This window comes from Frankia sp. R82 (assembly GCF_023716925.1).
Classification (GTDB): domain Bacteria; phylum Actinomycetota; class Actinomycetes; order Frankiales; family Frankiaceae; genus Frankia.
The window spans coordinates 1-19,934 of the sequence record NZ_JAMQQG010000310.1; the positions used below are offsets into that span (position 1 = coordinate 1).

Here is a 19,934-nt window from a genome sequence, read left to right on the forward strand (position 1 = left end):
GGCGCATCCAGGCCGGGCCGATCTGCGTGGCCGGGCCGCCCGCGCGGTCGCCGCCGGCGGGCCAGCCGGTCGGCCGGCTGGATTCGAGTATCCCGGGCTGCCCCATAGTTCTGCCCAGCACGGCACAGATCTGACCCCTGGAGCGCGACAGACCTCACCGGGCAGCGTCTTGTTCGACACCGACACTGACACCGACACCGGACCGGACCGGACCGGACCGGACCGGACCGGACCGGACCGGCGATGATCACATGTTTCTCCACCTCCTTCACGATCCGTGGTACGCGGTTGTGGCAGGTGGCGGATCCGTCCCACCGGTGGGCGTTCAGGTGGCGGGCGGAGGAGGGCGCGGCCCGGGGCTCCACCGCGTCCGCGCGCCGTCGCGCCGACCGTGGCGGGTCACCGCTGCCGGTGCGAGGGTGTCGGCCGGTGCGGGGGCGTCGTGCGCCGGCGGGTACAGGGCCGGTAGTCGGCCGGCGGCGAAGTCGATGCCGGCGGCGACGGCGGCGCCGACGCTGTCGCCCGCGGGCAGATCGGTGGCGATGATTCGTATCCCCAGCCGGCACAGCATCGACCGGATGCCGTCGTGGAGCACGTCGAGGCGGAACTGGAACGCGGGGTCGTCCTGTCGGGTCGTCCACAGACCGGTGATCAGGGGGGTGAGTGTCACCATGTCGATGGGCAGCAGGGTCAGCAGCGCCAGGTTGGAGTCGGCGGCGCCGAGGTCGGCCAGGCACAGGCGCACGTCCTGGGCACTCAGCGGCGTCATCCACTCCCTCCAGGCGTCCACGTCCAGGCCGCGTTCGGCGCCGAGCAGGTCGATGACCAGCTCACCGGCGCGCAGCCGGCCGTCGGCGCGGGCGGCGCGGATCGCGGGGAGAAAACCGGGCGTCATGGGCACGGTGGTCTGCAGGGGCAGGTGCACCGGTGGCGGAGTGGGCCCGGCGCGCAGCCGGGGCAGATCCGCGCAGATCCTGGCCAGGGTGGCGAGGGCGATCGTGGGGAACAGCTCGGCACGTTCGCTGGTGGGCACCAGAGCTGCCGCCGACACCTCGCCGTAGTCGGGGTGGACCCAGCGCAGCTCGGCCTGCACGCCGGCGGGTTCACCGCCGGGCAGGGCGACGATGGGCTGGTAGGACATTCGCAGCTCGGTGTCGGACCCGAAGCGCAGCGCGCGGATCAGCGCGGACCGCAGGGTGCGGCCCGATCCCCCGAGGATCTCCCGGCTGTCCTCCAGGCCGGGCTGGTAGATGGTCAGGCTGCCCTTGCCCGCGCGTTTCGCCACGTACATCGCCGCGTCGGCGCGGTGCAGCAGCCGTTCGCCGGACAGTTCCTCGGCCGCCCGGGCGACGACGAGACCGACACTGGCCCGCACGCTGTGGCGGTTCCCGGCGAGCATGGCGGGGGTGCGCACGGCGGCCAGCACGCGGCTGCCCACGGTGGCCGGGGCCTCGCCACCGGAGACGAGCAGGATCGCGAACTCGTCCCCGCCGAGGCGGGCAACGGTGTCCCCCGCGCGCACCGCGTGCGCCAGCCGGCCGGCGGTGATCTGCAGCAGCTGGTCTCCCGCGGCGTGTCCCAGGGTGTCGTTCACCTGTTTGAAGTCATCGAGATCGACGTAGAGCACGGCCAGGTCGTGTCCGCCGCGGGCCTGGGTGTCCAGCGCGCGTGTGAGCCGCTGCCCGAACAGCGCCCGGTTGGCCAGCCCGGTCAGCGGATCGTGGAACGCCTGCCGGTGCAGCCGCCGTTCGCTGCGTTCCAGCTGGTGCAGCAGGTGGACGTTGTCACCGAGCAGGACTGTCTGGCGGGCCAGGACGAGCAGCGGCAGGGCCAGCAGGGCCACGATGTCGACGGCCTCCAGCCTGGTCCCGCCGACCACGTCGACGAGGATGACCAGGACGGCCACGGCGAGCGGCAGCAGCGGCAGCGCGGTGTGCGCCCAGCGCTGCGTCCCCGACCGCTCGCGCACCCCGGTACCGCCGTACGTCGACAGAATGGTGCTGCTCGACAGGCCCGTGCTGGCCGACAGGATCGCCTCGGTCGACCCGATGGCACCGGTCGTGGCGATCGTGGCCGGCTTCCCGCCTGCCGCGGCCTCGATGCCGTTGACGGCGTCGAGGGCGTCCTCGTCGGGGTCGGTGTGGTCGGGATACCGGCAGGCCAGCAGGAAACACCAGCCCGCGATGATCCAGCACAGCTCGGCGTCGTCCTTGACCAGATGCTGGCCGAAGGCGACCTTCGTGGTGAACGACAGCAGGCTCACGCTGATCGCGATCAGCCCACCCGAGAGCAGGGCGAACCCCGCCGCGGGCGAGGGCCGCCGAAAGATCCACAGCACCAGGGCGACGCACACCAGCAGCAGGCTCCCGGCACACAGCAGCATGGTGACCACGAGATGTTCGACATTGTCGGCGCCGGTGGCGGTGCCCACGACGCGGCGCAGGAACAGCACCCAGGACAGGATGCCCACCGAACCCACCGCGATCATGCTGTCGAGCAGTGTGGTGATCCACCATCGGCGACCGAGGAAATCCGGCTCGCGCCCGTATCCACCACCCCGGCGGACCGGGTAGATCAGCAGGCCGACGAGCAGGGTCCCCACCGGGGCGAGATAGCCCAGCTGGCCGAAGGTCATGCGGAACTGGCTCTGCGATGGGCCGCCCACCGGCCCCGCGGCGATCACGACGGTTCCGGCCACCATCGTGTTCGCGATACTGAACGCGAGCAGCCAGCGCCACCAGCGGGCCCGGCCGTGGGTACGTGCACCGGTGCGGATCGCGACGTACAGCAGCAGCAGTTCGCCGACGACGATGCCGATCCGCAGCACGTACAGGGCCGTCGGGTCGGGCAGGACCAGGGCGATCGCGAACGCCGCGGCGAGGTACAGCCCGGCGGCCACGATCCAGCGGCGCGGGCCAGGCCACCACGACCACCACGTCGACGCCGCGGTCGACGGGCCGGGGCGCGTCGGGCCGGGTGGCGGGGAGTCGGGCAGGCCCGCCCCACCCGGCGGGCCGGACTGCCTGGCACGGGCGGAACCGCCGTTCAGGGCACCCATACCGGTCATCGCGACGTCTCTGGGTTGCGTGCTCATCACCTCGCCCCGTCGAGCTGACCGGCCCGGCACGGACGTTGTCCGTCTGGTGGCCCGCGGCTGTTCGGTGGGGCTGTCTGGACCGGACGCTCCTCTGACATCTTCCCACCATCCGGAGAAACTGACGCTTCGAGAACACGAAACTTCACAGAGTAATGCCTTGCGTGGATGGTCAGCGGGTGGCTACGCCGGCGAGTCCGACCGTCCGACGGCACGGACGGGCCCCTGCCGCCAGGCTCACCCGACGATCAGGGCCGAGGCGACCGGAGGGGGCGGTATCGTCACCCTGTGAGCGCCGTACGGGTTTTTCTCCTGGATGACCATGAAATCGTCCGCCGGGGGATCCGGGAAATGCTGTCCGAGACCGGGGACATCGACGTGGTCGGTGAGGCCTCGACGGCCGCCGAGGCGCTGCGCCGCATCCCCGCGACCCGGCCCGGTGTGGCCGTGCTCGACGCCCGGCTGGAGGACGGCAACGGCATCGACGTCTGCCGGGACCTACGCTCGGCGCATCCGGAGATCGGCTGCCTGATCCTCACCTCGTACGACGACGACGACGCGCTGTTCGCCGCGATCATGGCGGGCGCGGCCGGCTACCTGCTCAAGCAGATCAAGGGCACGGACCTGGTCGGGGCGATCCGCACGATCGCCTCGGGCCGTTCGCTGCTCGACCCGGCCGTCACCCAGCGGGTGCTCACCCGGCTGCGCGAGGGTCCGGCGGAGGACCGCAAGCTGTCCACCCTGGGTGAGCGGGAGCGGCAGATCCTCGTGCTCATCGCCGAGGGGCTGACGAACCGGCAGATCGCCGGGCGGATCCATCTGTCCGAGAAGACGGTCAAGAACTACGTCTCGGCGATCCTGGAGAAGCTGGAGCTGTCCAGCCGCACCCAGGCCGCCGTCTACGCCACCCGCATCGACAAGTAGCCCGGCCAGAGGCCCCGGTCGAGGCGGGGCCCGGTGGGCGGGCTAGTCGAGATGGTTCAGGACGGTCTGCAGGGCCTCGGCAACGGACACGGCGGTCCGCACCACGGTCGCGGACGGCCACGGGTCGGCGCGGGCCGCCATCGCCTGGTGGATGGCCTGGGTCGCCTCGCTGGCCCCGGGGCCCCCGGCGATACGCCGCGCGATGCGGGCGGCGGCGACCTCCGGCGCGGTCACGCAGTGCAGCTCCACCAGATCGGCGCTGACCTCGCCGGCAAGCTGGGCGACGAGCTCCCGGTGGCGGGCGCTGGAGAAGGAGGCGTCCAGCACGACGCTCTCCCCGCGGCACAGGGCGGCGTGGGCCCGGCGCAGCATCTCGGTGTAGGTGGCGTCGGTGACCTCCGGTGCGTACCGCCCGACCCCGAACACCTCGGGCTGCCCGGCCGGTTCACCGACCGGTTCACCGGCGAGTTCGCGGCGGATGATGTCGCTGCGCAGCAGCACCCAGTCGCCCACCTCGGCCAGCCGGCTGGCCAGCGTCGTCTTGCCGGTGCCGGGCAGACCGCCGACGACGGCGAGACGGACCCGTCCCGACCGCAGGTGGCGGTGGGCGACGGCGAGCAGTCGCCGGGCCCGCTCCGCGGCGTCGGGATCGCCCTGCCCGTGCACACAGGCGGTCTTGGCCTGGGTGAACGCCCGGTAGGCCACGTAGAAGTGCTGTAGGGAGCGGGGGTGGACCTCGCCGCTGAACTCCCGGTAGTCCTCCAGGAAGTCGGCGGCCTCCTCGGCGGCACCGAGGCGTTCCAGGTCCATCGCCAGGGAGGCGACGTCGCCCAGGACGTCCCCGGCGCGCGCCAGCGGGTCGAACTCGACACAGTCGAGGATGCGCGGGCCGTCGTCGAGGCAGAAGATGTCCTCGGCGAGGAGATCACCGTGGCCGTCGCGGATCCAGCCCGCCCGGGTGCGTTCGGCCAGCAGCTCGCCGCGCCCGGCCAGGTAGCGCAGCGCCAGGCGGCCGATGTCGTCGACGACGCCGGCGTCGAGCTGGCTGCCGCGAAACACCGAGATCCCGGCCAGGCCCTCACGCCACAGCGCCTCCAGGGCCGACCGCTCCCCCGCCGCCGCGATCCGCGGGGAGGTCTCGCAGCGCTGGTGGAACACGGCCAGCGCGCGGGCGATCGGCCGCAGCAGCGGGGCCAGCCGGGCGCCGCGGCGCACCAGGGTGGACAGCTGCCGGCTGGCGGGCATCCGCCGCATCACCACCAGATGGTCGACGAGGGTGCCGGCGTCGTCGAACAGGTCGGCGACCCCCAGGTAGACGTCGGGTGCGAGCCGCCGGTTGAGGGTCACCTCGGCCAGGCACAGCGCTTCGCGTTCCCGCAGCTCGGCGCCGGTGGGCGCGGCCGGCCCGACGGGTTTGCGGCGCTTGTAGGCCCGGTCTGCGGTCAGGTACAGGATCGCGCCGTGGGTTTCGCGGATCTCCGCGGTGGCGAGGTCGGTGAGCTGCGGGGCGCGCAGCCGGGGCGGGCCCGCGGCGGGCGGGACCGGGGTGCCGGTCGATCCGCGACTGTCACCGGCACCTGCGCCGGGCAGCGTATCCCGCACGTACTGGACGGTCATCGCCTCTCCCGGGGGTTGCGTGAAACTCTCGCGGACGACGCCCGTTCCACCGTCGAACAGTCGAACTGCGGCCTTCGATGGTGCTCACTGGTCATGCTCGCCGCCCGGCGCCACGGCCACGACCGCCAGAGGTAGCCATCCCGAAGGACGTTCGGACCGCCGACCGATGGTCATCCGTCCCCCGGGCGGCGGTGCACCCGACGGCGTCCGCAAGCCGGCAGAACCGGTATTCCGTGTTCTGCCGGGTTCGCGCCGCAGTTGTCGTTCCGTGCTCTTCGAAGTTCAGTGTTCTTCGAACTCGCGCAGGAAAGCACCGCGTTGCACGGTCGTGCGCCGGACGAGACGTTCGGCGCGGTCGAACGCCTCGTCGTCAAGCAGCAGTTCCGCGCAGTACCGGTCCAGCAGGACCGCGAGGGTGCGCAGCACCTCGCGCAGCTCGGCCGGGTCGGCCGCAAGCGTCCGCCAGGTGTTCTCCCGCAGTCCGTACACGGCCTGCAGCACCTCCTGGACGCCGAGGGCCCGCGGGGCGGCGGTATCGGCGCTTTCGCGCAGGCCGACCCGGGCGCCGAGCGTCCAGCAGGTCCACGGGTCGCAGGCCACGTCAAGAATGCGCTGCCCGTTGGCGAACAGCAGGTGCCAGCACGTTCGTTCCGCCAGGAACAGGCCGTACCGCTCCGCGAACGGTTCGAGGATCTCCATCGCGGCCAGCGCGAACTCCGCCGCGGCCGCCCCGTCGGCGCCCGTACCCGCCGCACCGTCGTGCATGCGCGCCCACCTGCCTTCCCGACTGTTTCCACCTGTGCCGCCCACGTGGCCGCGACCCGTCACCTTCGGGCGGCGCAGAACGCCACAGGTGGACCCACGGTGAACTGTAGAAGACGCCACGGCGTCATGGGCGGAGAATCCGTATGGTTTCCACGGCGATCGCCGATTGTTGACCCCATCCGGGCGACCGGTGGTCCCGGCCGCATCCGGGATATCCGGAACGCCGCCACAAAGGCGTCCACCGCAGACTCGTCGCATTCTGTCCGGTGTCGCCGAGAACAGCAGGTCACCGCGGACATGCCGGGGCGTCGACCCGCGACGACGCGGCACGCCACGCCCGTCCCGCCGGCGCGGACCGTTCCCCGGACCCTCGACGAGCCTGGAGGCGACCGGCGGTGCCGCCGTCCGCGCCCGCGAGGCGATCCTGTTCGCGACTGTCGGATCTGGAGCACTTTCGGGTCATCCCGGCGCGAGACACCCCCTTGTCGTGACGGATGGTGTCGGTGTGGCTGCGGTACGCAGATCGTCAGCCAGCGGACAGCATGCGTGGCGACAACCCCGGTCGCGCGGCCCGCGCCCCCCGGTAGCATCGCCTCGATCACCGCGCCGGGGGCACCGCGGCAGGCGGCCGACCATGGGCTTTTCCCTGGGGCAACCGGCCGCACGCCAGGCCTCGCGCCTCGTGCCGCGGCAGCGCATATCTCTGGGAGCACACGATGACCACGCCATGGCAACCGCAGGACCCACAGGGCATCCCCGGTCCCGGCCACCCGCAGCCCGGCTATGGCGAGCCCGGCGGCTACCAGGGGCAGCCGGGCCAGGGCGGCTACCAGGCGCAGCCGGGCTACGGGGCGCAGCCGGGCTACGGCGGCCAGCCCGGCTATCCGGGCGGCTACCCGGGGCAGGGCGGCCCGGGTGGACCCGGCGGCCCGGGCTACGGGCCTCCCCCGGGCTACGGACAGCCCGCCCCCTTCGACGCCAACGCTCCCTTCGGCCGCCACCCGATCACCGGCGAGGCCTACTCGGAAAAGCAGAAGCTCACCGCCGGCCTGCTGCAGATCCTGCTCGGTGGCTTCGGCGCCGGCCGGTGGTACCTGGGTGACACCGGCATCGCCCTGGCCCAGCTGTTCACCTGCGGCGGCCTCGGCGTCTGGTCGCTCATCGACGGGATCATGATGCTCACCGGCAACGTCCGCGACAAGCAGGGCCGGCCCCTGCGTGACTGACCGGATCCCGTCGGCGTCGGCCTCCGTGATCGCGGCGGAGCCGCCGCCGGCGGCGGGGCTGCCGCCGGCGCCGCTGGCGCCCGGGCAGGTCCGGCGACGCCGGATGGTCGCCGCCGCCGTCACGGCCGGCGCCGCGGCGGGCCTGGCCTACCTGGCGGGCCACAACCCGCACAACCCGACCGTGCCGATGCCCGCCTGCCCCATTCGGCACGTCACCGGCCTGGACTGCCCCGCCTGCGGCACCCTGCGCCTCACCTACGATCTTCTGCACGGTCACTGGACGCAGGCCGTCCACGACAACGTGTTCGTCCTGGCGGGCGCGCCGTTGCTGGTCGGGCTGCTCGCCCGCCAGGCCCGGGCGGTGTGGCGGGGCGACCGCGCGCCGCTGCCACCCGCCCTTGCCTACGGTCTGGGCGCCACCGCCGCAGCCTGGATGATCATCCGCAACCTGCCCGGCTGGCCCCTTCGATGATCAACTAAGCTGCGGAACCTCGTCAACGGCGTTGATTATCTTGGTTGACATGCCCGTCTCGTCCGGGGCCGGAAACGCCACCGACACGAAAACCGCCCGCAGGTCCGGCGGCAGTGCCACCGGCTTCCCGTCCACGAGATGGACGATCACCGCGTCGCACAGTCCCAGGCACACCGCATCCCGGAACAACCCGGCGCTGTGGGTGAACGAGGTGGTGCCGACCCGGGAGACGCCGATCCCGATCGTGTATGTCCCCGGGAACGGTGCCTCGGCCAGGTACTGCACGGTCACCTGGGCCACGACCAGAGAGAAGGTGCGCCGCCCGGGCGGCGCCTGCGGGAACAGCCGCAGGTCGGCGGCCACCCGGGCATCCTCGTAGTACGAGGCGAGCGCGACGTTGTTCAGGTGCCCGTTGACATCCATGTCGCCGAATCTGGCGGTGATGCTGTGGCTCATCGGATAGCTGGCCAGGCTCAGCCGAAGCGGGTCGCGTCTGGGGTCCATGCCGATACTGTGTCGAGACCCGGCGCCACCGTGGCCGCCACGCGAGCAATCTCACCGGCGCCTCCCCGGGCCCGACGGGCGCCGAGGGGTGTTCGGACCCAGGCGACGATCTCCGAGGTTGGTGTCGTGGTGGCGGTGACCTCCGTCCGCGCGGCGCGACGTCAGCCGCGACATCAGCGTCGTGGCCTGACATGGCTGGCGGGATGACCGGCTGGCGTCGGGTGCCGGGGCTGGTGCGCCGGGGTGGTGGGAGCGCCGTCAGGAACCGAGGGATGTCCCGCCGCCGGCGTGGGCACGGGAGTGGACGGGGACGCCGGCGACCAGGGTGAGTCGGATGTGCTCCGCGCGCGGATCGGCCAGCAGGTCAGGCAGGCCGGGGCGCAGCAGCACCAGGTCCGCGGGAGCACCGGGTCGGATGGTCCGCAGCCGAGCGGGATCGCCTGGATGACCGAGGAACAGTGCCAGTGCCGCGACCGCGGGCAGGCGCTCGGCCGCGCCGAGGATCATCCCCGCCGTGGTGCGCCGCCGCACGGCCGCCCGGATCGCGGCCCACGGGTCGGCCCGGCCGAACGGCGTGTCCGTGCCACCGGCCAGCCGCACCCTGGCCCGGGCCAGGGACGCCGCCGGGTAGAGCCCCCCTGGATCCTCGTCGGTGACCTCGGCCAGGTACTGGTCACCACGCTCGGCGATGAAGTTCGGCTGGGTGACGACGGTCAGCCCCGACCTGCGCAGCTCGCCGTACAGCTCGGGGGGGACCACCGCGCCATGCTCGATCCGGTCACCCGAGCCGGCATCGGGTTCCTTCCCTGCTGAGAGTCGTGTGATCGGGGTGGCGGCGGCGAGGGCGGCGAGGGTCAGCACGGTCTGTACACGGGTCACGCAGTGCACGGCCACGGGGTGCCCGGCGCGGTGGGCGGCGTCGATCCGGGCGGTGAATCCGTCCAGGTCGGGCAGCCTGTCGTCGTCCAAGATGATCTTTACTGGGCCGTCGGTGACCCGCGGCGTGCGGCACGGTTCGCCACTGTTCGCTCCGGAGGGCTCAGGGCGCATGAGCACGAGCCGTTGGGGCAGTGCACCGCCCGCGGCGGCGTCGGTGAGCAGCGCCCGCTCGGCGGCGCCGCGTCCGGGCGTGGCATCGGTGAATCCGGTGACGCCGTGGGCGGCGGCCTGGCGTCCGACCTGGGCGAGATCGAGGGTGACCGGCGGGATCGCGGTGTTGCGACGCAGCCAGTCGTCCATCCGCCACAGCCGTCCGGTCGGGCGCCCGGTGCCGTCGCGTTCCACTCCGGCCAGCGGGCAGTCCGTCACTCCGGCGCGCGCGATCGCCGCCGAGTTCAGCACCCACAACGCTCCCCCACGGTGCTGGACCCGCACCGGACGCTCGGCGCACAGCTCGTCCAGACCATTCCGGTCGAGATCGCCGGCGACCGAGGGATGGTAGCCGACGGCGCGCACCCAGTCACGATCGGGGGCGGCGCGCAGGGCGGCGCGCAGTCCCGCACGGTCGACCACCTCGGGCGGCCCTGCCCACACCGACCGGACCGCGGCGGCCTGCGACATCAGGTGCACATGATGGTCGTGCAGGCCGGGCAGCAGCGCACCGCCGGCCGCGTCGATCACCCGCTCGCCCGCCAGCGCGGGCAGTGGCCGAGTGCTGACCTCGGCAATCCGTCCCCCGGCGATCCGGACGTCGACCAGCGGCACCTCGCCGAACGGTGGCACCTCGCCGAACGGTGGCGCCTGGCCGAACGGTGGCGCCTGGCCGAACGGTGGCACACAGCCACGCGATGAACCGTCCCGGGGCAAAGCCGCGGCGCCCACCGGTGGACCGGTCCCGGGCAGGCCGGGTGGCGGCGGAGTATCCACGGACGCCATGATCGACGCCACACTCGCGGTTCTGGTCGGAAACGCCTGGGATCGGCGGATCAGGAGTCCGTCGGAACAGCGGATTCCGCTGTCCGTACGACCTGCTTCTGTCACTTTCTGCCGCCTTCCGACCGCCACGCTTACTCCTCGACGGCGCGAGTGATCATGTGGAGCGCTCGCCGAGGACGTCCCAGGACACCCCGCTCACAACGAGAACGGTGAAGGCGACCCGGTGCGACGGGACGGGCAGCCCCGTAGGCAGATCGGCGGCGAATCAGACCGCGACGATACGGGAGGGTCCGCGGTCCAGGCCGGCGGGCCCGCTGGTGCCGGCGGAGGCGGGACGTCCAGCGTGCACAGCGCCGGACACGGAGTCGGGACCCGCAACCGGCATGGACGCCGGAACCGGGGCCGACACAGACGTCGAGGTGGACGCAGGGGCCGGGGTGGACGCAGGGGCCGGGGTGGACGCAGAGGCCGGGGTGGACGCAGACGCCCGGGCGGCCAAGGTCGAGGCGGCGGAAGCGGCGGAAGCGGCGGTGGGCATGGGCGTGGAGGTGGCGGCGGATGTGGGGGTGGAGGTGGGGGTGGAGGTGGGGGTGGCGCGGCGCGGGGGAAGGCGGGTGGCGCGGTGGCGGGCGCGGACGGGGGCGAGGATGCCGGCGAAGGTGGCGAAGACCGCGGCGAGGCCGGCGATGGCGAACACGGTCCGGAAGGCACCGAGGGTGGGAACCGGGCCGCCTGGAGTCGCGACCGACAGGTGACCGAGGATCGCGGCGACGGCGGCGCTGCAGGTGGCCTGGCCGACCATCCGCATGAGGACGGTGATGCCACCGGCCGCGGCGGTCTGCTCGCGGGGCACCGCCTGGACGGTGAGCATCGACACCCCGGAGTAGGCCAGGGCGGTGCCGGCGGCGACCACCGCCCCACCCAGAATGATCATGAAAAGGTGGTGGCTGTCGGTCAGGCGCACCAGGTAGCCCACGGTCAGGGTGTTCGTACCGAGCAGCAGGGTGGTGCGCGGGCCGCGGGTAGCGGTGATCCACGCCGACAGCGGGGACAGCGCGACCATCACCAGGCCGGCGGGCAGCAGGCACAGCCCGCCGGCCAGCACCGACAGGCCCAGGCCGTAGCCGGTGTCCCGGGGCACCTGGACGAGCAGGGCGGTGCACATCGCGTTGGCGTAGAAGGCGAAGCCGACTCCGAGGGCGGCGGTGTTGGCCATGAGCACCGGACGGCGGGCGGCCAGGCGCAGGTCGACCAGGGGATCGACGGTGCGCGTCTGGCGGCGGGCCCAGCCGACCAGAATCACCAGGGCCGCGCCAGCGAGTGCGAGGACGTGCGGGCGCAGCGGTCCGCGGTCAGCGGCCCGGGAGATGGCGAGCAGCCCGCACAGCAGGCCGGCGGCGAGTCCGACCGCGCCGCGGGTGTCGAAGCGGGCGGGCTCGCGCACCGGAGATTCCCGCACGACCATCCGGGCGGCGACCAGCAGGGTGAGGCCACACGCGGCGATCACCCAGAACATCACGTGCCAGTCGGTGTACTGGACGATCAGCGCCCCGAACGGGATGCCGACGACCGCGCCGATCCCCACCGTCGCACTCATCATCGCCACCGCCGCGCCCACCCGGGCGGCAGGCAGCTCGTCCCGCAGAATGCTGATCGACAGCGGTACCACCGCAAGGCAGGCACCCTGCATGCCCCGGCCGGGGATCAGCAGCCACAGCTGCGAGGACACCGCGCACAGCAGCGATCCGGCGACCAGCACCCCGAGCGCGATCAGCAGCATCCGCCGTTTGCCGACGATGTCCCCGGCCCGGCCGAACAGGGGTGTGACCACCGCCGCGACGAGCAGCCCGACGGTGATCAGCCAGCTGGCACTGGTGGCGGACGACCCGGTCAGCCGGGGCAGCGCCGGCAGCAACGGGACGAGCCAGACCTGCGCGACCGCGGTCAGCACACCCCCCGCACCGAGGACGACGGCCAGCCGGCGCCCACGTCCGGCCCCGACCGCGACCAGGGGCACGGTCGGGGCGGCGTCGACCGGGTGCAGGGCAGGTACGTCCACGGGGCTCCTCGCGCTGATCCGCAGGCCCCGACCCTGGGACGATGCGTCAGCCCCCGGGATGGCCCGCCGGCACAGTGAACGTCCCGTAACTTTCGCCGGTCAACGCCACCCCACTTGGCACACCCCCCGGCAAACATGGCATAAATGCAGGTCAGCGGCCTGACGGGGGTAGCCGTCCAGCCCCCCTTGACGCGGCCCACCTAGGTGCACGGGGACCCCGGTGCCCCCATCACACGCACCCCACCTCACGCTCTCGCCGCACCGGTCTCTCTCCCCCCCGGCCGCCGCCCGCCGTTGGCGGCAGCCGTTGGCGCCCACCGTTGGCGCCCACCGTTGGCGGCAGCCGCCGCCCGCAGCGCCACGACCGTCTGGCCCCACCCGTTACCTTCTGACACCACCTGTTGCCGTCCGACGCAATCCACCACTGTGGAGCACGCCGATTGCCATCAGTGGCCATCCGGCGCCGCCCCGTTCCCTCGGCACCATGATCGCGTGACCACAAGCCCAAGGAAGGTGGCAGTCGGCGCCACATGTGGAGGGTTGTTCGGGAAATCAGGCCCGGATCCCGGAACAACCCTCCACATGCCACCGCCCGAACGACCACATCGCCAAGGAACGTGATCCTGCCGAGGCTTGGAGAAGGATCCAGGGCCTCGTTTCTTCACTAACCCTCGGCAAGACGCGATCAAGCCCGTTCGGACGGTTCGCTGGAGGTGTCGGTACGGCCCCGGACGCCGATGGCAACCCTCGGCCCCTGGCTCGCGACGACCAGCGACGACCGGTTTCGGCAACCAGCGGCCAGCGGCCGGCGGGCGGCGGGCGGCGGGCGGCGTGGGATGCCCAGGCCGGACCCGGCTGTCGGCACACGACACAAACCTCAAGGAACCACAAACCTCAAGGAAAAAGGAACTTCGTGCTGCCTGACCAGCATCAACTGCCACGTCGAACGAGGTTCTTCCCGTCGTCGCCGTGGCGTGACGATGTGATGCGCGGACACGGAGAAGGACCGGGCGGGTGCGGAGAAGGGCGAGCAGACGCGGAGGATGGGTGCTGGGGGTACTCGGGGGTACTCGGGTACTCGGGGGTACTGGGGGTGCTACGGGGCGGCGTGCAGGGGGGCGGGGTGGAGTTCGGTGCGTAGTTCGTGGGCACCGCCGGGCAGGGCGACCTCGTAGTAGAGGCGCTGGCCGCCGTCCGGAAGGGCGAGAACGGTGACGTAGCGCAGGGCGCCGTCACCGACGGTGGCGGTAGCGGCCGGTTCGGTGCCGACGGCGTGGAAGCGGCCGGGGGTGGTACCGACGGCCAGGCCGGTGCGTTCGGCCCAGTTCTCCGCGGCGGTGGCGCGTCCGTCGTAGTAGGCGACGAGCTGGGGGCCGTCGGTGAGCACGGCGGTGATCCGTACGCCGCGGGCGTCCCAGTGGCCGGGACGGGGGGCCAGAGCCGTCCCGGTGAACGTCCAGTGGATGCCGTCGTCGCTGGTGGCGTGGCGGCTGTCCATCCGGTCGGTGGCGTTCGGGTCGTCGAGGGGGTGGCAGGAGGCCCACAGGTGCCAGCGGTCGTCGAGCCGGGCCACGACCGGGTCCTTCACGGCGAGGGTGGCCGGGTCGCCGGGCAGGACGGTGCGCCGGGTCGACGGGTCGAACGTCTCGGGGGCGTCGGCCTCGAGCAGGTCCACCCACCAGTGAGGGCTGTTCGGGGCGGCGCAGCTGACGTAGAGCCGGAAGCGGCCTTCCGGAGTGCGGACCAGCGCGGGGCGTTCCAGGCTTTCGGCGCCGAACGGTTCGCGAGGGACCACGGCGATCTCGGTGAAGGTCTCGCCGTCGGTGGAGCGGGCGATCACCACGCCGAAGCCCCGGCCGGAACCGATCGGGCGACGCAGCCGGTAGGCCAGGTAGTAGACCCCGTCGACGAGCAGGGCGCTGGGGGCACCGGCCCAGAAACCCGGCTCGGATCCGGGAGCCTGCGCGACGGTGACCCCGGGACGGCTGCCGGGCACCGCGACCGTGGCCGCCACATCCGCCACATCCGCCACATCCGCCGCTGCGGCGGCGGGCGCGCCTGTTGCGGCCGTCACCAGGTCCGACATGGTGGATTGCTGCCCGACTGTTGCCATCGGGCAACCTTACCGTTGCCGTGGGGACCGGTGTCGGCAAGGATGCTTCACCGGCCGCCGGGCGACGCTAGCATCCTGAGTTCACCGGTCGACTTAGCCGGTTATCCCCGTCGTTTTCGTTGTGTCACGTCCATCGTCTCCTCGTCCCAGTCCGGAGCCTGCCGATGGCCCTGCCCGACTTTCTCGTGATCGGCGTACCCAAGGCGGGTACGACCGCCCTGCACGCCGCCCTGACCCGTCACCCGGAGCTGTTCCTGCCGGCGGTGAAGGAGCCGAAGTTCTTTCTGAGCGCCGGGCTCCCGCCGGCACGCGGGGGCCCCGGTGACGCGCAGACCTACCAGGAGCACGTCTGGCGTCAGCGCGACTACGAGGCGCTGTTCGACCCGGCACCCGCCGGCACGCTGCGCGGTGAGGCGACGCCGTTCTACCTGTACGACCTGGACGCGCAGAACCGGATCCGCCGGCTGGTGCCCAAGGCCCGGCTGGTGGTGCTGCTGCGCAACCCGGTCGACCGGGCGCACTCGAACTGGACGCATCTGTGGGCGGCGGGGCTTGAGCCGGAGCGCGACTTCGTGCAGGCCTGCGCGTTGGAGCAGTCCCGCCGGGATGCCGGCTGGGCGGACTTCTGGCACTACGTGTCGCTTGGCCTGTACGGGGAGCAGCTCGCCCATCTGTACAGCCTGTTCCCACGCGAGCAGGTGCTGGTGCTGCGCTACCGGGACCTGCGCGACTCCCCCGAGCAGACGCTCGACCGGGTCTGCGCGTTCCTCGGGGTGGCCACGGGACGGCTCTCGGCGGTGCCGTCGGAGAACGTGACGCCGTTTGTCGCCGACACCCCGGTGAACACGGTGCTGCGGGCGGCGTTGCGGACCGGCGGGCGGATCGGGGCGCACTTCCCGGTTCCCGTGCGGCTCGCGGTGCGTGCTCCGTTGCTGTCGGCGCTGCAACGCCAGTCCGGGGGCCGGCCGAAGCTCACCGCCGCGCAGCGGCGCGCGGTGCTGCCCTACTTCCTGGCCGACATCGCCCGGTTGGAGGAGCTCACCGGCCTGCCCTACGACGACTGGCGGGTCATCGGCGACGGCCCCGACGTCATCGACTGACCGTCACCGACCGACCGCTCGTGACCGACCGCTCGTGACCGACAGCCCTGCACCGGCCGACAGCCACTGACTGACAGCCTCGGACGGGTCCGTCCGCCGCCCGCGTTCCCCCAGCGGACGGCGGACCGCCGGCGGCAGGCCATCGCCGTAAGCGACGTCGGCCGACCGGGTGGGTCACCCGACCGGGTGGGTCGTCCCACCCGGTCGGGCCTGTGGGACCGGCGGGGGGAGGAACCGAGCACGCGTGCTCGGCGGAAGCGGAATCGGCCCGCTGGATCAGCTCAGCGAGCTTGGGTCGGCGGGGACGTCGACGGCGTGGGCGCGCAGGGCTTCGAGCGGAATGACCTCCAGAGCCCGTTCGTGGGTGGAGGCGAGCACCACCGGGGCGGCGACGCCGGCGTGGTAGGCCTGCAACCAGCGCACCGCGACGACGCACCAGCGGTCACCGGGGCGCAGTCCCGGGAAGGCGTACTCCGGACGGGGGGTGGACAGATCGTTGCCGACCTGCCGCTGGTGCCGCAGGAACTCCGTCGTCACGACCGCGCACACGGTGTGACTGCCCAGGTCATCCGGGCCGGTGCTGCAGCACCCGTCGCGGTAGAACCCGGTCAGCGGGTCGATGCCGCAGGGCTCCAGCTCGCCACCGAGGACGTTTCTTTCCACTGCCACCTCGCCATTTTCACCTACGCCGGCGCCGACCACACGGCGTCTGGCCAGATCGGGCCGGCCCGGTCATGCCACACCGGTGCATGGGGCCGGCTCCGGATCATGCAGGGCCGCAGGCAGCGGCCGGGCGTGGACGACGGTCAGGGAGCTGACCGCCCGGGTAAGCGCCACGTACAGGCGGCGTTCACCCAGCAGGGGACCTGCCTCGGCGGCGACGATCGCGGCCGGTTCCACCACGATCACATGATCGAATTCGAGTCCCTTGGCCAGGGACGCCGGCACCAGCATCCCCCGACCGCCCGGGGTGCCGTCGGGAGTGCCGTCGAGGGTGGTCAGGACAAGGCCGGTGGCGGCCACCTCCGCCCCGAGGACGGCGATATCGGCGTCGGCGGCGATCACGGCCAGCAATCCCGGTTCGGCAAGCGCCGCCCGGGCCGCGGCGGCCACGGCGCTCGCCACGTCCGCGGTCGGCAGCACGACCAGTGCCCCCGCAGCGGTCCGCACCGAGGTCGCCGGGGGCAGGCCGGGGGCGATGCGGGCCAGCAGCCGGTTGGCGAACGCGAGGATCTCCGCCGGTACCCGATAGCCGCGGGTGAGCACCTCCAGCCGGGCCCCGCCGCGGCCGAGATGGCCCAGTTGGGCGGGCCAGGAGGTGGCCGCCCACGGTGTCGTGCCCTGGGCCAGATCGCCCAGGACCGTCAGTGACCCGTCGGCGCTGCGGCGGGCGAGTGCCCGACACTGCATCGGGGCGAGGTCCTGCGCCTCGTCGACGATGAGATGCCCGACTCCCGCGGTGCCTTCGAGCAGGTCACGGGCCTCGTCAACGAGGAAGACCTCCGCGGACGACCAGCGTGGCCGCCGCGCCGGGCCCGGCGGTGCGGCGGCGAGCAGCAGGGCCTGTTCGGACGGGTCGAGCAGACCCTCGCCCGCTCGGGCCAGCAGATCCGCGTCGGTGAGCAGCCGACGGACCAGGCCCGGGGCGTTGATCGCCGGCCAGACGGTCTCCACCGCGTCGCGTACCGCCCGGCTGCGGGCGAGGGTGCGCAGCGCCCCGTCGGTGAGAAAGTGACCGCCGAGTTCGGCCCGGCGGCGGAGCAGGTTCGCCAGCTGCCCGGCGAGCCGTTCCCGGGCCGGGGTGTAGCGCACGGTGCCGGCCCGGTGGGCCGCCTCGACGTCGGTGAACAGGTCCAGGAACTCCTGCTCGCCCACTGTCCAGCGGCCCACTCGAGTGGTGACCAGGACGGGTCCGGCCGGGGGGTGCAGCCCGCCGCGCAGCGCGGCGCGGAGCACGGCGGCCAGCCGCGGATCGCCCTTGAGCGTCGCGGACGCCACCGGTTCGTCCCGGCCGACGCTGACACCGACGCCGAGGTCGTTGTCGTCGACCAGGTCGTCGATGCTGACGTGGCGTACCGTGTTCTCCCCGAGCGCCGGGAGCACGGCGGCGATGTAGTCCAGGAACGCCCGGTTGGGCCCCACGACCAGCACCCCCGTACGGGCCAGGCGCTCCCGGTGGGCGAACAGCAGGTAGGCGGCCCGGTGCAGGCCGACCGCGGTCTTGCCGGTACCCGGAGCGCCCTGCACGCACAGGCTGACCCCGAGCGCGGCGCGGACGATCTCGTCCTGCTCCGGTGCGATCGTTGCGACGATGTCACGCATCGGCCCCGTACGCGGCCGTTCGATCTCCCGCTCGACCAGTCCCCCCGGTCGCACCACATCCCCAGAACGGGCCGTATCCCCCTGTCGGGTCAGGGCAGCCGTGGTGACGTCGGTGGCGGTGAGCGGCTCGTCCTCGAAGCCGGTGAGGGTCCCCTGCTCGTGACCGAACCGGCGCCGGACCCGGATTCCCATCGGATCACCGCGGTGCGCCCGGTAGAACGGCCGCGCGATGTCCGCCCGCCAATCCACGACCAGCGGGTCGTCGCCCGCGGTCTCACGGACGTAACGCCGTCCCAGGTAGAACCGCCGTCCCCCGGCCGGGCCGGGCTCCTTGCCTTCGAGGTCCTGCGATGGGGCGTCGAGGTCCTGCGATGGGGCGTAGTCCAGCCGGGCGAAGAACAGCGGGGTGTCGTCGCCGCCGGCGGCGAGACCCGCGATCCGCCGGCGGCGGGCCTGGCGGAGGAACTCGTTGGTGACCTTGTCACCCTCGGGGTCGCCCTCGGCCGTCCGGGTGTACTCGGCCTCGGCGCGCATCCCGCGCAGTGCTCGTCGCCCACGCTCCAGATAGGCACGCTCGGCCGCCAGATCGGCCGCCAGATCGTCGGTCAGATCGTCGGTCAGGTCATCCGTCGACGGGTCATCGGCCGCCGGATCGTCAGTCGCCGCGTGGTCGGCAGACCGGCCGGCTGGCCGATCGTCGTTCACCCGAGCCAGGTCACCGTCGTCGATCATCGATAGGACCACACCGTCCGCCACCGCTCACTCCCATCTCCCTTTACCCGGTAAAGTTTACCGAGCGGATCGGAGTGACCAATCGGAGTGACCACGTGACATCCGCGCGTCCCACCGGGACACCGGCAGAAAAGCCATCCGGTCGCCGGGCATGGCGGCGGCGAGGGTGCCATGCCCGGCGACATCCCCTCGGACCCCGGTCGCTCAGCCCGACTTCCATCGGGCCCGACGACCACGCCTGGGGCCTGACCGGGCTGGCTCCCGCAGCCACGAAAGCTGCCTGATGCGGGTCGGCCCCCACCGCCGGACACCCCGGGTGCGGCGTGCAGAGGTGCGGCGTGCGGCTCGGGCGCGTGGGCGCGGGCGTGGGCGTGGGCGTGGGCGTCAGGTGTAGTCAGGAAAGGCGCGGCGCAGGGCGGCGAAGGCGTGACGGGCGGCGGTGACGGCGGTGGGGTGGCGGGCGGCGACGGATTCGCCGGCGGACAGGTGCGTCCAGTTCTCCCGGGCCAGCACCCGGTGCACGGCGAGGATCTGGGCGGCGGCCAGGCGGGCGGTGAGCTCGCCGGCCCGGGGGGACGCCTCGACGAGGGCGGCGGTCAGGGCGCGTTCGTCGGCGTCGGTGTAGCGGGCGACCCGGCCGAGCAGGCTCGGGGTGCCGAAGACCATGCCGTGGAAGGCGAGGACCTCGGGGGTGTCGTTGAGGCCGGTCACCGGCTCGTGGCGGTCCAGGCCGGCGAGCAGATGGGCCTCGATCGCATCGAGCGGCGCCTCAGGCCGCATGTCCCGCGGCGCATCTGGCTGCGCATCCCACGGCCCGGCAGGCAGCACGTTCGCCACCGCCGCACCGCCGCGGCGGTGGCGGACCACCCGGGCCGCCTCGCCCTGGTGGTCGACGACGCGGTGCAGGACGAGGTCCTCCTTCGCCGGGAAGTGGGCGAACAACGTCGGCTTGGTCACCGCCGCCGCGGCGGCGATCTCGGCGACCGACACCTGATCGAACCCACGCTCGAGGAACAGGGTGATCGCCGCCGCCGACAGCGCGTCGTGGGTGCGCTGCCACCGCTCGGCCCGTCCGGGCGCGTCAGGCGGCACGGGAGGCATCAGCCGGCCGCACGGCGCAGGCGGGAACCG

Annotated in this window: 14 protein-coding genes; 4 read left to right on the plus strand and 10 right to left on the minus strand. The window is 72.9% G+C overall.

Annotated elements, in window-relative coordinates:
* Positions 1–325: 325 nt before the first annotated feature.
* Positions 326–3,094 (minus strand): diguanylate cyclase domain-containing protein, encoded by a 2,769-nt coding sequence (locus ND747_RS25245; RefSeq protein ID WP_251736688.1) that lies wholly within the window; start codon positions 3,092–3,094, stop codon positions 326–328.
* Between the two features lie 288 nt (positions 3,095–3,382).
* On the opposite strand from ND747_RS25245, the gene ND747_RS25250 reads away from it, so the two are divergent.
* Positions 3,383–4,018, plus strand: coding sequence for a response regulator transcription factor (locus tag ND747_RS25250; RefSeq protein WP_308204690.1), 636 nt, complete (start codon positions 3,383–3,385; stop codon positions 4,016–4,018).
* A 42-nt stretch (positions 4,019–4,060) separates the two neighbouring features.
* On the opposite strand, the gene ND747_RS25255 is transcribed toward ND747_RS25250, so the two are convergent.
* Together ND747_RS25255 and ND747_RS25260 are read right to left on the minus strand one after the other, a co-directional pair.
* Positions 4,061–5,635: an AAA family ATPase gene (locus ND747_RS25255; RefSeq protein WP_251736690.1), complete on the minus strand. Its 1,575-nt coding sequence runs from the start codon at positions 5,633–5,635 to the stop codon at positions 4,061–4,063.
* Between the two features lie 282 nt (positions 5,636–5,917).
* Positions 5,918–6,400: a hypothetical protein gene (locus ND747_RS25260; RefSeq protein ID WP_251736691.1), complete on the minus strand. Its 483-nt coding sequence runs from the start codon at positions 6,398–6,400 to the stop codon at positions 5,918–5,920.
* Between the two features lie 716 nt (positions 6,401–7,116).
* On the opposite strand from ND747_RS25260, the gene ND747_RS25265 reads away from it, so the two are divergent.
* Both ND747_RS25265 and ND747_RS25270 read left to right on the plus strand, forming a co-directional pair.
* Complete coding sequence (locus tag ND747_RS25265) at positions 7,117–7,626, plus strand: TM2 domain-containing protein (RefSeq protein ID WP_251736692.1); 510 nt, start codon at positions 7,117–7,119, stop codon at positions 7,624–7,626.
* Entirely contained in the window at positions 7,619–8,098 is a 480-nt protein-coding gene (locus tag ND747_RS25270; protein ID WP_251736693.1) for a DUF2752 domain-containing protein, read from the plus strand. The genes ND747_RS25265 and ND747_RS25270 overlap by 8 nt, the downstream gene beginning before the upstream one ends.
* Here ND747_RS25270 and ND747_RS25275 read toward each other — a convergent pair whose 3' ends face one another.
* The 4 genes from ND747_RS25275 to ND747_RS25290 all read right to left on the minus strand — a co-directional run bounded on the left by ND747_RS25275 (position 8,099) and on the right by ND747_RS25290 (position 14,649).
* Positions 8,099–8,602, minus strand: a complete 504-nt coding sequence (locus tag ND747_RS25275; protein WP_251736694.1) for a thioesterase family protein — start codon at positions 8,600–8,602, stop codon at positions 8,099–8,101.
* A 258-nt stretch (positions 8,603–8,860) separates the two neighbouring features.
* Positions 8,861–10,378, minus strand: coding sequence for an amidohydrolase family protein (locus tag ND747_RS25280; RefSeq protein ID WP_251736695.1), 1,518 nt, complete (start codon positions 10,376–10,378; stop codon positions 8,861–8,863).
* Between the two features lie 364 nt (positions 10,379–10,742).
* Positions 10,743–12,536: an MFS transporter gene (locus tag ND747_RS29545; RefSeq protein ID WP_308204691.1), complete on the minus strand. Its 1,794-nt coding sequence runs from the start codon at positions 12,534–12,536 to the stop codon at positions 10,743–10,745.
* A 1,096-nt stretch (positions 12,537–13,632) separates the two neighbouring features.
* Positions 13,633–14,649 carry a hypothetical protein gene (locus ND747_RS25290; protein ID WP_251736696.1) on the minus strand — a complete coding sequence of 339 codons (1,017 nt, stop codon included), beginning with the start codon at positions 14,647–14,649 and terminating at the stop codon, positions 13,633–13,635.
* Between the two features lie 164 nt (positions 14,650–14,813).
* On the opposite strand from ND747_RS25290, the gene ND747_RS25295 reads away from it, so the two are divergent.
* Entirely contained in the window at positions 14,814–15,749 is a 936-nt protein-coding gene (locus ND747_RS25295; protein WP_251736697.1) for a sulfotransferase, read from the plus strand.
* Positions 15,750–16,025: 276 nt separating this feature from the next.
* Here the strand turns inward: ND747_RS25295 and ND747_RS25300 are convergent, their stop codons facing one another.
* From ND747_RS25300 to ND747_RS25310, 3 genes are all read right to left on the minus strand, one after another.
* Positions 16,026–16,418, minus strand: a complete 393-nt coding sequence (locus tag ND747_RS25300) for a DUF2237 domain-containing protein (protein ID WP_251736698.1) — start codon at positions 16,416–16,418, stop codon at positions 16,026–16,028.
* Between the two features lie 63 nt (positions 16,419–16,481).
* Positions 16,482–18,803 carry an AAA family ATPase gene (locus ND747_RS25305; RefSeq protein WP_251736699.1) on the minus strand — a complete coding sequence of 774 codons (2,322 nt, stop codon included), beginning with the start codon at positions 18,801–18,803 and terminating at the stop codon, positions 16,482–16,484.
* Positions 18,804–19,187: 384 nt separating this feature from the next.
* The gene (locus ND747_RS25310; RefSeq protein WP_374216322.1) at positions 19,188–19,904 is read right to left on the minus strand and encodes a helix-turn-helix domain-containing protein; all 717 of its coding nucleotides are present in this window, start codon (positions 19,902–19,904) and stop codon (positions 19,188–19,190) included.
* Positions 19,905–19,934: the final 30 nt, after the last annotated feature.

What these genes read in the sequence shown, in the direction of transcription:
- ND747_RS25245 (WP_251736688.1), bottom strand. Translation starts at nt 3,094, where the DNA reads ATGAGCACGCAACCCAGAGACGTCGCGATGACCGGTATGGGTGCCCTG.
- ND747_RS25310 (WP_374216322.1), bottom strand. Translation starts at nt 19,904, where the DNA reads ATGCCTCCCGTGCCGCCTGACGCGCCCGGACGGGCCGAGCGGTGGCAG.
- ND747_RS25275 (WP_251736694.1), bottom strand. Translation starts at nt 8,602, where the DNA reads ATGGACCCCAGACGCGACCCGCTTCGGCTGAGCCTGGCCAGCTATCCG.
- ND747_RS25265 (WP_251736692.1), top strand. Translation starts at nt 7,117, where the DNA reads ATGACCACGCCATGGCAACCGCAGGACCCACAGGGCATCCCCGGTCCC.
- ND747_RS25305 (WP_251736699.1), bottom strand. Translation starts at nt 18,803, where the DNA reads ATGATCGACGACGGTGACCTGGCTCGGGTGAACGACGATCGGCCAGCC.
- ND747_RS25255 (WP_251736690.1), bottom strand. Translation starts at nt 5,635, where the DNA reads ATGACCGTCCAGTACGTGCGGGATACGCTGCCCGGCGCAGGTGCCGGT.
- ND747_RS25290 (WP_251736696.1), bottom strand. Translation starts at nt 14,649, where the DNA reads ATGGCAACAGTCGGGCAGCAATCCACCATGTCGGACCTGGTGACGGCC.
- ND747_RS25295 (WP_251736697.1), top strand. Translation starts at nt 14,814, where the DNA reads ATGGCCCTGCCCGACTTTCTCGTGATCGGCGTACCCAAGGCGGGTACG.
- ND747_RS25260 (WP_251736691.1), bottom strand. Translation starts at nt 6,400, where the DNA reads ATGCACGACGGTGCGGCGGGTACGGGCGCCGACGGGGCGGCCGCGGCG.